Source organism: Mucilaginibacter sp. P1_A3 (genome assembly GCF_056406855.1).
Window position 1 is genome coordinate 306,931 of the sequence record NZ_JBFTZJ010000008.1, and the last position, 14,329, is coordinate 321,259.

The window sequence follows — 14,329 nt, forward strand, 5'->3', positions numbered from 1 at the left end:
ATGTCGTTGCGCGTTTTACGCTTAAACAAACAGCATGGTTTGGCTTTCGTAAACAAACAGATAATCAGGTAGTGTTTTACGTATCGTTGCGCTAAATGTTGCTGATTGGAGGATATAAACTTACAGAAAACTCCTTGAGCTATATAGGATTGTTATTGGAGATTAGGAAAAGCATAAGCTACATAATGACCATGATGAGCCAATGAAATCGGGATATCTGCCCTATTATCTCCATTGAATAAAACCGGGCATCCGGAACTGTTTTTAATAATATGTAAATCATCCGTGTCAAAAACAAAAGCCAGCTTTTTTAAAAGGAATTGCCTTACCGCTCTTGATTGATTTTCAGGCTCGGTTTGGTCAATATGTTTAATGCCCCAGTATATATTTTCAAAATCCTTGCTGTTGTTTACAGTTGAAGCTATATAATTTGAATTGACTATCGATATGGAATAGAAGTTATCTGTACCAAAGGCAATAATACTGTTATAAGTAGTTAGCCCGGCAAAGCCTTTAGCTTCAATTTGGGCTTGGGTTATTGCCGGGATGGAAGCCTCCCGTTGCAATTCAATTTGTTCAACAGTAATTTTTGAGGGAGAAAAAACAAGGCCAGGATGATGCCTTTGTATGAATTTGTAAACAGATTCTTTAACCGACCATAGCATCCATACAAAATACTCAAACGGCATATCGGCCAGGTGGGACTGGTTGTGTAATACCGTTTCGGTACCGGTAATAAATTTTGTATAAAACCTTGGTTCTTTTGTACGCGTAGCGTTAATTGTACCAAGGTCTACAATATCATTACCGGCACTTAAGATCATATTTGCTGGTTTGTCTTTTCTTCTATTACATCAATACAGCCGCCCACATTTACCATTTTATCGGCAGCGTCGTAATCTATTTCAATGTTGTATTTGGTTTCGGCGTCAATAATGATATCAACAAGATTGGCCGAGTTTATTTTCAAGTCTGTAATAAGGTTGGTGCCTTCATCAATGTTAGCCAGTGTTTCTTTATCAAGGGTATATGGCGATAAAACTTTTCTTAGTTCAATTAAAATTTCTTGTCGTGTCATCAGGGTTAAATTTAGAAAATATTAAGCAGGTATTTACGTCGCCAAAGCCAAAGTTGGCCTTAGCAACTATATTTATATCTTTATTGACTACAGAAGTAGGCAAACGGTTTAAGTTGATATGTTTACTTATTTCCGGATTAGGGTCATCAAGGTTAATGTTTGGATGTGCAAACCCATGTACAATTTGCAATATTGATGCCACAGATTCAATAGACCCAGCCGCGCTTAAGCAATGACCGATCATTGATTTGAGGGAATTCATCAACGGAAAATCATCTCCCGATCTGTTCAGGGCCTTACACCAGTTTTGAATTTCCTGCATATCGGCATTAGTGGCAGTAAGGTGGCCGCTGATGAGATCAACTTGCTGCCCCGTGATTTGGGAATTGGCCATGGCTTCCTCTATACATCTTATTACACCCAGCGGATTGGCTGCAGTCATTGATCCGCCTGTGCGCTGGCCGCCGCTGTTGGCCGATCCGCCTAAAACTTCGGCATAAATTTTTGCACCGCGTGCAAGGGCAAATTCAAGGTCTTCTAAAACCAATGCGGCTGCGCCCGATCCGGGAACAAAGCCGCCGGCCGTTACGCTCATTGGGCGTGATGCCTTTTCTGGCTCATGGTTAAACTTACGGGATAGTACCCGCATAGAATCAAACGAACCGAATACATAGGTATCCACATATTCGCTGCTGCCAACCAGCATCCGTTTGGCATAGCCATCTTTAATAGTTTCGTAGCCCATTAAAATGGCCTGTGTACCCGTTGCGCAGGCTGCCGAATTGGTGATCACCTTATTACCCAGGCCTAATCTGCCGGATATATAGGAGGTTACGCCGCTGTTCATGGCTTGTTCAACCACGCGCGAGCCTAATTTTTTTACCTCTTTGTTATCAACCCGGGTAATTACATTTTTCATGGCCTCTGTATCAGATACGCTGTTTCCAAAAATGCATCCGGTTTCCCAGCGGGGCTCATCGGTATCATAAGTTAAGCCGGCATCTGTCCAGGCATCAAGGGCGGCCATTAAGCCATAGCCGATGTTGGTGCCTTTTAAACCGTGAAAAGTAACTTCGGATATGTAATTTTTATTTTTAAGATCTTCTAATACAAAGCTGGGTTTGCCCGCAACCTGGCAGCTAAACTTTAATTCTTCGTAAAGGGGCATAAATTTTATGCCCGATATGCCGTTTTGTATGGCATTTAAAAAAGCGCTGATGCCTATTCCGTTTGGCGATACCACGCCCATTCCTGTAACTACAACACGCCTGCTCATTTTAAGTCAATATGTTTAATAATGCCGGCAAATGTTCCTCTTGCTACAATCTCCTTTGAGCTGTCCAGCATCTCCACAGTACACTTCAGTTTTCCAAAACGGAAATACTGTTTTTTGGAAATAACGGTAACTTTTTGACCGGGTAATACCATTTTATAAAAAGAAACATCGGTTGAGGTAAGTACGGGATATAAGGAGGAGTCGCTGGTAAAATCGTTCCCTGGCTCCTTCAATATTAAAAATATACCCAGTACCACCAATCCTATCTGGGCCATAATTTCTGTAATGATAACACCGGGTGTAACCGGGTTGCCTTCAAAATGGTCTTCGTAAAAAAAGGCGTCCTGCTTCAACGTGAAATCGCCCGTAACACCATCCTCATTCAACGATGTAATGTTATCAATAAAGCGAAACGTTGATTTATAGGGTAAATGATTAAGTATATGGTTATTCATCATGTATCAAAAACTAATAATTACAAACAATGTTCACCCCCGTCTACATGAATTAATGAACCATTTATCCAAAATGCTTCATCGGTACAAAGCATGTAAATTACATTTGCCACATCTGTTGGCATAGTTATGCGCCCCATTGGGTTGTTAGCCGCGGCCAGCGATATCAGTTTATCGCTGCCCGGAATCCTTTTTAAGGATGGCGTTTCGGTAACTCCCGCCTGTATCAGGTTTGTTTTTAATCCGTAACGGCTAAATTCAACTGCCATATACCTGGTAAGGCTCTCCAGTGATGCCTTTGCAATGGATACCGCCGCGTAGCTTTCCCAGTATTTATGAACGCCATCGCTGGTTAAACCAATTACCCGGGCATCAGGGTTAAAAAGCTCAGCCTCCAACAGTAGCCTTGTCCAGTCCAATAAACTGTTGCTCATGGCGTAGGTTGTTGCCTGTATATCTTCAATTGAAAGAACGGGGTCGTTATTGGCCACTGCTGCCAATGGTTTTAAATTACCACGGGCTATGGAATGCAGCAATAACTTAACACAATGTTTATGTACAACAAGCTGGGCAAATTGTTTTAAAAATAAATCGCGACCGGTTTGCTCAAGCGCGTTTATATTAAAAGGTAAAATGGTTACACTGTTTTCTGCTGCTATTTGAGTTAGTTGTTCTTTAAGTGGTTTTTCTGTAATAGCGGTTTCCCGATACAAAAGGGCAATGTTCATGCCATGTGCTGCTAACTTTTGTAAAGCGGCAAACCCAAAGCCACTTGATCCGCCTAAAATTACCGCCCATGAGCCAGCAAACTGTTGAGTTTTATCCATGTAAACCGCTTATTGCTAATGTTATACTTTATGCTTGGGAAGATACTGTTAAATATTTATGCTATTAAGTTCCTCAAAAAAATTCAAACCCCAAAGTAAGCGAAAGAAAACCGATTTTTAATGGTCCAAATGCTATTTATTAGGCTATAGGTTAAACCATTATCAATATAAAACATCTTATATCGTGTTGCTTTAATTTAGCCGGCGGTAAAAATTTAAAACTAATTGCCGGTTAAAGGGTTGGGCATACTACTATATCCGTAAAGCAACAGTTGGTTTGTGCTGCACGTATTATTTATTACATTTGGTTAGGTTTATGAAGAGTTATATAAAAAGGCCCGTTACTTTTGTTTGTTTATTTCTGGGGATTTTGCTTGCCGGAAGTACAAAGGGCTGGGCGCAAAAACTAGAGAAAGCCGCTTTTTATAAAGCAATGGCATCTGATAATGTGGACGAAATAAACCAGGAATTATCCGTTTTTACCGATGCAGGTACCGACCTGAAAGAGGGGTACGAAGGCGCTTTATTAATGAAAAAAGCCAGCCTGGTTGGTAAGCCTAAAGATAAACTACGATTTTTTAAAGCCGGACGCATAAAGCTGGAAACAGCCTTACTTGCCGATCCGGATAATACCGATCTGCATTTCCTTAGATTGGTGATCCAGGAAAAGGCCCCCAAAATTGTTCATTACCGTGCAGATATTGAAAACGATAAAAATATGGTGGTAAAAAACTTTAACAGCCTATCGCCTGTTGTACAACGTGCGGTAGTTGACTATAGCAAAACCTCAAAGGTATTGCACACAGAAGACCTTAAACCGGCAGCGTAATGGATAAAAAAGTTTTAGTTATTTACTATACCCAATCCGGACAGATGGGCGAAATCATCGACTCATTTACCCAGCCGATTATTGATGAAGGCTTTTCGGTTGAAAAGGTTGTTATAAAAATGGTGGATAATTATCCTTTTCCATGGACGGGATCCAGTTTTTTTAATGTGATGCCCGATTGTGTTTTAAGTGTGCCGGCCCAAATTCAGCCTTTTACTTTAAAAGAAACAAAGTACGATCTGATTATTTTGGGTTATCAGCCCTGGTTTTTATCGCCAAGTATTCCTTCAAATTCCCTGCTTAACCACCCGGATTTTTTAAGAGTGTTAAAAGGTACACCGGTTGTTACCATCAGCGCCGCGCGCAACATGTGGTTAAATGCTTTTGAACGGGTTCGCAAATCTCTCCAGGATGCAGGGGCTAAACTGGTAGGCAATATAGCGCTGGTTGATAGAAATCCTAACCCCATAAGTTTTGTTACCATTTTTTACTGGATGCTAACCGGTAAAAAAGAACGTTATCTTAATATATTCCCTAAGCCCGGTATTGATGAGCAGGAAATATTAGATACCGCTAAATTTGGGCGGGCGATAGCCTTCAGGATCAATATGGAATACTGGGAAAGCCTGCAATACGAACTCATGAACCTTGAAGCGGTTCACATAAAATACCCGCTGATGTTTATTGAGGGAAAGGCGAAAATTATTTTTGCAGTATGGGCTAAATTTATTGCCAAACGCAAAAAAAAGGAGCTCTGGATTGCGGCATTTAAATATTATCTTTTTATTGCCTTGTTTATTGGTGCACCTATATTATTAATTCTGGATATGATTTTTATACGACCATTTTTTGGTGATAGGATCGAAGCCAGAAAGAACTACTATTTACAACTAAATTAATACTTACATGTCTTTTAATCAGGTTTATATAAATACTACATCTGCTTTTCTTCCTAACGAGCCTGTCGCGAGTGATGATATGGAACTGTATTTGGGTTATATTGACAACAAACCATCAAAATCAAAAAAAATTGTACTGCGTAACAATGGCATTAAAACCAGGTATTACGCATTAGATAAAAATAAAAAATCTACCCATACCAATGCGGAAATGACAGCCCTGGCGGTAAGGGAACTATTTAAAAATACCGAAGCCAAAATAGAAGAAACGGAATTACTATCATGCGGCACCTCATCGCCAGACCAAATGATGCCGAGCCACGGTGTAATGACACATGGCTGGTTGCCAGAGGCTGGTGCTATTGAAGTAGTGTCGCCATCTGGAGTTTGCTGCGCAGGAATGCACGCTTTAAAATATGCCTACCTGGCCATCAAATCGGGCGAGGTTAAGCAGGCGGTAGCAACCGGATCTGAAAAGTTTTCGGGCTTATTGGTTTCCGATGTATTTGAGGAAGAAGCTCAAAAATTGAAGGAGCTTACGGAGAATCCATACATAGCGTTTCAAAAAGATTTTTTAAGGTGGATGTTGTCTGATGGTGCTTCGGCATTTTTAATGACCGATAAACCTAATGAAACAGGCCTAAGTCTGCGGGTAGAATGGATTGAGGGTGTATCCTACGCCAACCAGATGGATGCCTGTATGTATATGGGGGCCGAAAAGCAGGACGATGGCAGCCTGAAGGGATTTATGGATTTTACACCCGAAGAGATCAAGAACAAATCTATCTTTAGCGTGAAGCAGGATATTAGCTTACTGAGCGACAATATCGTTCCGCTTGGGGGGCAGAAAATTAAAGAGATCTTTGAAAGAAGAGGGTTAACAACCCAGGATATTGATTACTTTTTACCACATATCTCCAGCGATTTTTTCAGACCGAAAATTTATGAAATGGTTGAGGTATACGGCGGTGGCATCCCTTACGAAAAATGGTTCATGAACCTGTTTACCGTAGGTAACGTTGGGGCGGCATCGGTTTACCTCATGATTAACGAGTTGTTTCATAGCGGTAAACTGAAGGTGGGTGAAAAGATCCTACTTTTGGTACCCGAGAGTTCAAGATTCTCGTATATGTATGCGATGCTTACCGTATGTTAAGCGGAAAGGTGTATATACCATGAAAAAAGAAAACGTACCCCAGGACCTGAGTTCGCTTGGAAAAATAACCAGGGAAGTATGCTACGCAACCGATAGTACAGGAAAGTATGTTACCCAGCTAAGCAACGGCTGGGATGTTAAAATAAAAGCGCTTGATGTAGCCTGGGAGGAGATTGATGGGCGCATTGCTAAAGCAAAGCAACAGGTTTTAAATAATGAGGCCAGTCCACTCCTGTTTTTTATGGAGTTAAGACTGATGGACTTTAGTATTTTAGCAGATTATACCGGGTTTTGGAAATGGCAGATAAAGCGCCATTTAAAACCCGAAGTATTTAATAAACTATCAGAAACAAAATTGAAAAAATATGCCGCGGCCTTTAATGTAAAGGTCGACGAGCTAAAAAGTATGGATGTGCATGAAGATTGATTTTGAACACGGACAGGCGGCACATTGCGAATCGGGGGTTACCAGTAATTTATTAAAGAAAATATCAAACGGTAAAATAACGGAGCCACTGGCTTTTGGCATTGGTGCAGGTTTGTTTTTTGTATACGTGCCCCTGATAAAGGTGAACAACGGACCGGCTATCGCCTTTAGGTCGATGCCTGGTTTTATATTTAACCGCACATGTAAATCATTGGGTGTACCGGTGGTGCAGAAAAAGTTCAGCTCAAAAGAGCGTGCGGAATCTTTTTTATTGGAGAGCCTTAATGCCGGGAACCCGGTGGGTTGCCAGGTGGGGGTTTACTACCTGTCGTACTTTCCAAAGGAATACCGGTTTCATTTTAACGCCCATAACCTGATTGTTTTTGGTAAGGAAGATGATAACTACCTCATCAGCGATCCAATTATGGAACATGCCACAACCCTAACCAGCTATGAGTTGGAGCGTGTGCGTTTTGCCAAAGGAGCATTAGCACCCAGGGGCCAATTGTATTATCCGGGCAATCAAAATGAAATTACTGATGAGCAAATAAGGAGCGCCATCAAAAGCGGAATCAAGAAAAACGTGTTTAATATGTTATCCATTCCCGGTTGGTTTGCTGGTGTAAATGGTATAAAATATACTGGCAATAAAATTAAAGGCTGGCGCGATAAATTAGGATTGCATGATGCCGGTCTTTACCTGGCCCAATTGGTACGGATGCAGGAGGAAATTGGCACCGGTGGCGGTGGTTTCAGGTATATATATGCCGCGTTTTTACAACAGGCAAATGATTATTTACCAAATGATACCTTGCTTCGGGCATCAGAAATGTTTACCCAGGCCGGTGATCTGTGGCGTACAGCCGCGGTGCAGGCAGCAGGGATATACAAGGGGCGTATTGGCAGTCAGGCTGATTTTAATGTGATGGGCGATTACTTGTTTGAGATAGCCGAAATAGAAAAGAATGCCTTTACGGTTCTCAAAAATATAAAATGGCAGTCATGAGCTCCTTAGCTGTAAATATCGAAAACCTGGGGTTTCATTATCCTGGTAATTCCGGAATTACTTATGACGGCCTTAATTTAAAGATAGCCGGAGGCGAACGTTTTGGCTTATTTGGCCCCAACGGTGCCGGTAAAACCACGTTAATGAATTTGATGACCGGCTTGCTGGTTGCCGATACAGGAAAGATAGAACTGCTGGGGCACAGCATCGGTACAAAAAGCAAGGCGGTAAATAAGCTGTTTGGTTTTGTACCGCAGGATTTTTCTTTTTACCAGGAGTTAAGCCCGGTAGAGAACCTGGAGTTTTTTGGCGCCTGGTACGGCTTAAACAGCAAACAGATAGCGCAACGCACTAAGGAGTTGTTGGAGATTCTGGGCTTATCACACGTAAGCGATAAACCTGTTCAGAATTTTAGTGGCGGTATGAAAAGACGGATTAACCTGGCTATCGGCGTGATCCATAATCCCAAAATACTTTTTTTAGATGAACCAACCGTAGGGGTTGATGTGCAAACCCGGCACGCTATCATTAATTATTTAAAAGAGTTAAATGACAAGGGCACAACTTTAATATACACATCGCACCAGTTAAGTGAGGCAGAGGGTTTGTGCGAGCGGATAGCCTTAATTGATAACGGCAGAATTGTACGCGAGGGTAATTTAGATAAGCTGTTGGAAGAATATGACCATCAGAATTTAGAAGATCTGTTTTTAAATTTAACCGGAAAGGATTTCAGAAACTAATGTTTAAACTCTGGGCTTCCATAGTAAAAGATGTGAGGGTTTTGCTGCGCGATAAGGTGGGCATTTCACTTATGTTTATTATGCCTGTGATTTTGGTTATTGTAGTAACCACCATACAGAACAGCACTTTTCAGCTCATGAATAAAAACAAGCTTACAGTAGTGGTTTGTAATAAAGATGCCGGGAAGTTAAGTACACAGTTGATAGCTACCATCAATAAGATAGGGATGTTTAAGGTGGCGCAGGTTGATAAAAAGCTAAACGCGCAGCAAATTGCCGATGGAATGCACGCTAACGATGCTATGCTGGCCGTGACCATTCCCCCGGATTTTTCGGTAAAAATAGAAGCCAAAGCCAACAGCTCATCAAACAAAGCATTGAAAAGTTTTGGCTTGCAGGCTGATTCTGCCAAAGAAGTAAAGTTAACAGGGGCCACGCCGCTTATATTATATTACAACCCATCGATACCAGAATCAATACGGTTTTCGGTAAACGGTGCCCTGGCAAGTGCCCTGCAAATTGTAGAGAGCCGTGAAACCTTGCGCACACTTTACTTTGCCATTAACGAAAAGGAGATGCCGCAGCAACTGGAAAACGAAATGCTGAATGGCAAAGCCGAGATTAATCAGGTTCCTGTTTCAAAAAACGGCAGCTTAAAAGCGCCAAACGCAACACAGCATAATGTACCGGCATGGACAATATTTGCCATGTTCTTCATCATCATGTCGTTAAGCGGCAGCGTGGTAAGGGAGAAGGTAAGTGGCAGTTTTATCAGGCTAAAAACATTGCCAACTAATTACGCGGTGGGGCTGCTATCAAAGCAAATAACATATTTAGGCGTTACCATGTTTCAAGCCTTAGTGATATTTTCATTAGGGTTGTGGTTTTTTCCGTACATTAATTTGCCGGCGCTGAATTTACCGGCCGACATTTTCGGCCTGTTTATTGTTACTTTGGCCTGTGGGTATTGTGCGGTAAGCTATGCCATTTGCATTGGCGTTTTTGCAAATACGCAGGAACAGGCCAACGGTTTTGGGGCGGTATCTATTGTAATATTAGCGGCTATTGGCGGTTTAATGGTGCCATCTTTTGTAATGCCGGGCGCATTAAAAACAATTAGTCAGTTATCGCCATTACATTGGTGTATACAAGCATATTATGGCTTATTTTTAGAGGGCGCGGGCTTAAAGGATGTAATGATTAGTATAATACCACTGGTGGCTATTACCATAGCGTTTCAGGCGGTAACGTACCTTGGTTTAAAAAGAAAAAATTTAATATAGATAATGATGGAAATAGCAGAATTAAAGGAAAAGTTAAAGGTTCAGATCATTCAATTCCTTAACTTAACCGACCTTACGCCGGCAGACATTAAAAACGATGAGCCGTTATTTGGTGATGGCCTGGGCCTTGATTCCATCGATTCGCTGGAACTGATTGTACTTTTGAAACGGGAGTACGGCATCAATATACAAGATCCTAAAGAGGGTCGTAAAGTATTGATTGATGTAAACACGATGGCTGCATATATTGAACAACACAGAGAAAAATAAAGTTTAAAACATTGGACAGGATCCTGGTAACCGGTATGGGAGTGATCAGTGCTATTGGTACCTCCGTAGTTGAGAATCATATTGCGCTGGTAAATGGCAAAACCGGTATCATAAAAGGTGGAGGTAATTTTCCTTCGCGGTATGCGGGTATCCTGCCATTTGCTGAGGTTTTGATGAGTACCGCGGATCTGAGAGCAGGGCTTCATGTTACGGAGCCCGGTGTTACCCGCACTACCCTGCTGGCACTTCATGCTTTTAATGAAGCCATTGCTAATGCCGGGTTAACAGATGGGCAACTAACTGCTGATGATACCGCGCTGGTAGGTGCAACTACAGTTGGCGGCATGTGCCTTACCGATGAGCTTTATGCTAATACGCATGGTGATCATGAAAATATTGAATATGTGGGATCATATGATTACGCGTCAGTAAATCTGTTCATACAATCCCGCTATAAAATGACCGGGGTGGTAAACACCATGAACACGGCCTGTTCTTCATCGGCAAATGCTATTATGTATGGTTGCCGGTTGATAAAGAATGGATTGGCCCGGCGGGTAATTGTTGGCGGGACAGATAGCCTTGCAAAATTTACTGTTAATGGCTTTAACGCACTCCGCATCCTATCCGATGAAGCTTGTACACCATTTGATGAAAACCGCAAGGGACTTAATTTAGGCGAAGGCGCTGCGTTTTTGGTATTGGAAAAAGAAGCCGATGCCGGCGATAAAAAAGTATACGCGGCGGTGAGCGGTTATGGTAATGCCAACGATGCTTATCATCCGTCGTCATTATCGCCAGGTGGCGATGGTCCATATTTGGCGATGAAGAATGCTTTAGGCAATGCTAAATTAAACCCTGCTGATATTGATTTCATAAACGCCCATGGCACCGGTACCGAAAATAATGACGAGGTAGAAAGCCGTGCGATGCTGAACCTGTTTGGCACACTGCCCAATTTTGCATCTACAAAGGGTTTTACAGGGCATACGCTTGGGGCGGCCAGCGCTATTGAGGCCGTGTATAGTATCTTAAATATTGATAGGCAGGAGTTATATCCTAATTTGAATTTTAAGCAGCCAATAACTGGTATTGGAGTGCAGCCGGTTTTGACTTATAAGCCGGCAAAAATAAATCACGTTATGTCAAACTCGTTTGGTTTTGGTGGTAATTGTACATCATTAATTTTTTCAAAGGCATGATGTTCTATATAAACAAAACCAATTGCATATCGCCCCAACAAACTTTTGGGGATATCGATATTGAACAGTTGCATGCATCCGTTGATAATAAATTAAAAGTTTTAGAGCCTCCCTACCCTGCTTTTACGGCTAATGCCATACGCCGGATGAGCAAAAGCACCCGGATGGGATGCGGAGCGGCACTCCCCTTGCTTGCTGATAGCAGCCAACCCGACGGAATTATTATTGGTACCCAGGTAAGCGGGATGGAAGAGAACGGTAAGTTTTTGAACCAGATCATAGAGTATGATGAGGATATGCTTACGCCGGGCAATTTTGTACAGGGTACACCAAATACCATATCATCGCAAATTGCGCTGATCAGCAATAATAAAAGCTATAATATTACTCATGTACACCGGGGACTGGCCTTTGAAAACGCGGTGATAGATACCGCAATGTTACTGAACGAAAACCCTCAAAGCACCTATCTGTTAGGTGGTGTTGATGAGATATGCGCCAACAATTACACGCTGGACACCCTTGCCGACTGGTTTAAAAAAGAGGATTGCCCCAATAAGGATCTCTATAAATCAAATACCAATGGAAGTTTATCTGGCGAAGGTGCCGCGATGTTTTATGTGAGCAATAATAAAACAAACGCCTTAGCACAATTGAAGGCCATTACCACCATTCACAATACGGATGTTGATGTTGTAAAGGAGCACATCAAAAATTTCCTGTTAAAAAAATTGCCGCAGGGCGAAAAAATAGACCTCCTTTTAAGTGGCGAAAACGGCGATAAGCGCGCCTTGAATTATTATACAGCCTGTGAACTATTGCTGGATAGCGAAACGCCCGTTGCCCGCTTTAAACACCTGTGCGGCGAATATCCTACAGCATCATCATTTGCGCTTTGGCTGGCCTGTAATTTTGTAAGCGGGCAGGTAGCTGTTCCTGAACACATGTTAAAAAAGGGTGGTACAGCAGTGGGATTTAAAAATATATTGATCTATAATACGCATAAAACGGCTCAGCATAGCTGCATGCTGGTAAGTATACCCTAAGCTATTGAGGCATTTTGTTCGTCAGGCATAGGCCGGCAGTTCCAGCATTTTATCTACCCTTATAATTTTATAGCCTTTGGATTTAGCAAATTCAATAAACCGGGGCAGCATGGCAACGGGGTTTTTGCAGGTATCATGAAAAAGGAATATCGCGCCGGGTTTAATTTTAGCACTTACTTTGTTAAACAATTGATCAGCATCCTTACTCATGGTATCGTATGAACGTACATTCCAGCCTATAGGTAAATAATTACCCTCAACTATGGCGTTTTTTAAATTGGGGTTCATCACGCCATAGGGCGGGCGAAAGAGTCTCGGCTTTCTGCCAATTACCTGGTATAGCGCACTATCCGTCTGTCGCATTTCTGCAAGCATCTTTTTTGCCGGGTACATATCAAACAAAGCAGCATGTGTAAAGCTGTGGTTGCCTATGATATGCCCTTCGGTATTCAGCTGTTTAATGATCTCTTCATTCCCCGCTATCCGGTTACCGATGAAAAAAAAAGCGGCCTCAACGTTAGCGTTCTTTAGTATCTGTAAAAGTTCAGGCGTTCCATCCGCTACCGGACCATCATCAAAGGTAATGGCGATCACTTTCTCCGTAGTTTTTGCCGAGCAATACACCGGCATAAAAAAGTTGGAGTTAACAAAGTAGCAGCCGTAGGCAACAACGAGCGAATAAATCAATATAACTGCCGCATAAATCAGCCAGCTTACACCATACATTTTATCGGCTGCAATGGTTAGCGCCAGCAATACAATCAACGCAATATTGGTGTTTTTGAATGTCAGCACGCCGATAGCAACATTAGGGAATGATAGGTGTTTTGGTAGTGGTTATAAATGAGCACTTTTTTAAGCTGGGTGGCATGTGCCGTGCCCGGTATCCTGTTTGTTTTGATGATATGGGCGGCATACCACAATGCAAAAGCAGATGATGTTGGATATTCGCCGCATAGATGCTTGTAGTTGATAGCGGTATTTTTATTAAACAGGGTTTTGCCTAAATGATGGTAAACTTCGTCATTTTTAGCATCGCCATTTTTGCCGGTTATGATCAGATCAATATCGTCAACACTGATATTTTGAGCCGATAAAAAAGAAGAGAGCTGCTGTTCAACTTCTGCAAAACTTCCCGGTTTATAAAAGGTTGTTATGGCATCCAGCTTCGCCAGGTCATTTTCTGAAGCCTCATTAGTCAACAGGAAAAACGCGGAACCTTCACCTGCAATAGTACCTTTTGAGGAAGTGTTATATAAATCGAGATTTGAAACATCGTCTTGTTTGTACAAACCAAACCGGCTTAGTATCCCATGGCTGATGTCGGTAATTTCATCTATCCCTCCTACCAATATGTTTTTAGCTTCGCCTTCCTGTAACAGCATTTGCGCATCCAGCAGGGAGCACTCAAAAGAGGAACCGCCATTTACGAACGTGTTATTGTATTCATGGCAATGCAGCAGCAGCGCCACCTGCGCCCCAATAGTGTTATGGGTTGATTGTATGAAAGATGTTGGCGTAAGCAATTCTTCGCCCCGCTCAATCATTTTGCTCAGAAATACGCCGGTATCTTCCAAACAGCCATAGGCAGTTCCTGTGATAATGGCATCCGGTGTAGTTACCCCGGCCTCCTTTAAACAGGCCATGGCCGATGCTACACCCATCTTGATCACCCTGCTCATGCGGCGGATGAGTTTAGGATCAATAAGTTCTTTATAATCCGGCGTAATGCAGGTTAAGCGGTTGCCCTCATAGGCAACAACCTCTCCCGGGAACGGTGCGTTGCCAAATGTTTTTTGTGGCGATATGTTTCCTGTTGCACGTATATACAT

17 protein-coding genes are annotated in these 14,329 nt (G+C 42.2%); 10 read left to right on the top strand and 7 right to left on the bottom strand.

Annotation, left to right across the window (positions count from 1 at the left end):
* Window positions 1-152: 152 nt before the first annotated feature.
* From AC1D0K_RS18820 to AC1D0K_RS18840, 5 genes are read right to left on the bottom strand one after another with little or no spacing between them, the layout of a single operon-like run.
* The gene (locus tag AC1D0K_RS18820; RefSeq protein ID WP_477392108.1) at window positions 153-824 is read right to left on the bottom strand and encodes a 4'-phosphopantetheinyl transferase superfamily protein; all 672 of its coding nucleotides are present in this window, start codon (window positions 822-824) and stop codon (window positions 153-155) included.
* Entirely contained in the window at window positions 821-1,078 is a 258-nt protein-coding gene (locus tag AC1D0K_RS18825; protein WP_295720600.1) for an acyl carrier protein, read from the bottom strand. Before AC1D0K_RS18825 ends, AC1D0K_RS18820 begins: the two co-directional genes overlap by 4 nt.
* A complete protein-coding gene (locus tag AC1D0K_RS18830; protein WP_477392109.1) occupies window positions 1,053-2,354 on the bottom strand; it encodes a beta-ketoacyl-[acyl-carrier-protein] synthase family protein in 1,302 nt (433 codons plus the stop codon). Before AC1D0K_RS18830 ends, AC1D0K_RS18825 begins: the two co-directional genes overlap by 26 nt.
* A complete protein-coding gene (locus tag AC1D0K_RS18835; RefSeq protein WP_295720596.1) occupies window positions 2,351-2,812 on the bottom strand; it encodes a 3-hydroxyacyl-ACP dehydratase FabZ family protein in 462 nt (153 codons plus the stop codon). The genes AC1D0K_RS18830 and AC1D0K_RS18835 overlap by 4 nt, the downstream gene beginning before the upstream one ends.
* A gap of 17 nt (window positions 2,813-2,829) precedes the next feature.
* Complete coding sequence (locus AC1D0K_RS18840) at window positions 2,830-3,636, bottom strand: SDR family oxidoreductase (RefSeq protein ID WP_477392110.1); 807 nt, start codon at window positions 3,634-3,636, stop codon at window positions 2,830-2,832.
* A 316-nt stretch (window positions 3,637-3,952) separates the two neighbouring features.
* Between AC1D0K_RS18840 and AC1D0K_RS18845 the strand changes: the two genes are divergently transcribed.
* The 10 genes from AC1D0K_RS18845 to AC1D0K_RS18890 are packed head-to-tail and all read left to right on the top strand — an operon-like array spanning window position 3,953 to window position 12,497.
* Entirely contained in the window at window positions 3,953-4,465 is a 513-nt protein-coding gene (locus AC1D0K_RS18845) for a hypothetical protein (protein ID WP_477392111.1), read from the top strand.
* The gene (locus AC1D0K_RS18850; RefSeq protein ID WP_477392112.1) at window positions 4,465-5,364 is read left to right on the top strand and encodes a hypothetical protein; all 900 of its coding nucleotides are present in this window, start codon (window positions 4,465-4,467) and stop codon (window positions 5,362-5,364) included. The genes AC1D0K_RS18845 and AC1D0K_RS18850 overlap by 1 nt, the downstream gene beginning before the upstream one ends.
* A gap of 7 nt (window positions 5,365-5,371) precedes the next feature.
* The gene (gene darB / locus AC1D0K_RS18855) at window positions 5,372-6,520 is read left to right on the top strand and encodes a dialkylresorcinol biosynthesis protein DarB (RefSeq protein WP_295720590.1); all 1,149 of its coding nucleotides are present in this window, start codon (window positions 5,372-5,374) and stop codon (window positions 6,518-6,520) included.
* A 19-nt stretch (window positions 6,521-6,539) separates the two neighbouring features.
* Window positions 6,540-6,947, top strand: coding sequence for a flexirubin biosynthesis protein DarG (gene DarG, locus AC1D0K_RS18860; protein ID WP_295720588.1), 408 nt, complete (start codon window positions 6,540-6,542; stop codon window positions 6,945-6,947).
* A complete protein-coding gene (darH, locus tag AC1D0K_RS18865) occupies window positions 6,937-7,953 on the top strand; it encodes a BtrH-related acyltransferase DarH (RefSeq protein WP_477392113.1) in 1,017 nt (338 codons plus the stop codon). The genes DarG and darH overlap by 11 nt, the downstream gene beginning before the upstream one ends.
* Window positions 7,950-8,696, top strand: coding sequence for an ABC transporter ATP-binding protein (locus AC1D0K_RS18870; RefSeq protein WP_477392114.1), 747 nt, complete (start codon window positions 7,950-7,952; stop codon window positions 8,694-8,696). The genes darH and AC1D0K_RS18870 overlap by 4 nt, the downstream gene beginning before the upstream one ends.
* Window positions 8,696-9,979, top strand: coding sequence for an ABC transporter permease (locus AC1D0K_RS18875; protein ID WP_477392115.1), 1,284 nt, complete (start codon window positions 8,696-8,698; stop codon window positions 9,977-9,979). Before AC1D0K_RS18870 ends, AC1D0K_RS18875 begins: the two co-directional genes overlap by 1 nt.
* Window positions 9,980-9,982: 3 nt before the next feature.
* Window positions 9,983-10,249, top strand: coding sequence for a phosphopantetheine-binding protein (locus AC1D0K_RS18880; protein ID WP_295720582.1), 267 nt, complete (start codon window positions 9,983-9,985; stop codon window positions 10,247-10,249).
* An 11-nt stretch (window positions 10,250-10,260) separates the two neighbouring features.
* Window positions 10,261-11,451, top strand: a complete 1,191-nt coding sequence (locus AC1D0K_RS18885; protein WP_477392116.1) for a beta-ketoacyl-[acyl-carrier-protein] synthase family protein — start codon at window positions 10,261-10,263, stop codon at window positions 11,449-11,451.
* The gene (locus AC1D0K_RS18890) at window positions 11,448-12,497 is read left to right on the top strand and encodes a hypothetical protein (protein WP_477392117.1); all 1,050 of its coding nucleotides are present in this window, start codon (window positions 11,448-11,450) and stop codon (window positions 12,495-12,497) included. Before AC1D0K_RS18885 ends, AC1D0K_RS18890 begins: the two co-directional genes overlap by 4 nt.
* Before the next feature lie 21 nt (window positions 12,498-12,518).
* Here AC1D0K_RS18890 and AC1D0K_RS18895 read toward each other — a convergent pair whose 3' ends face one another.
* Entirely contained in the window at window positions 12,519-13,292 is a 774-nt protein-coding gene (locus tag AC1D0K_RS18895) for a polysaccharide deacetylase family protein (RefSeq protein WP_477392118.1), read from the bottom strand.
* A complete protein-coding gene (locus AC1D0K_RS18900) occupies window positions 13,286-14,329 on the bottom strand; it encodes a beta-ketoacyl synthase chain length factor (protein WP_477392119.1) in 1,044 nt (347 codons plus the stop codon). Before AC1D0K_RS18900 ends, AC1D0K_RS18895 begins: the two co-directional genes overlap by 7 nt.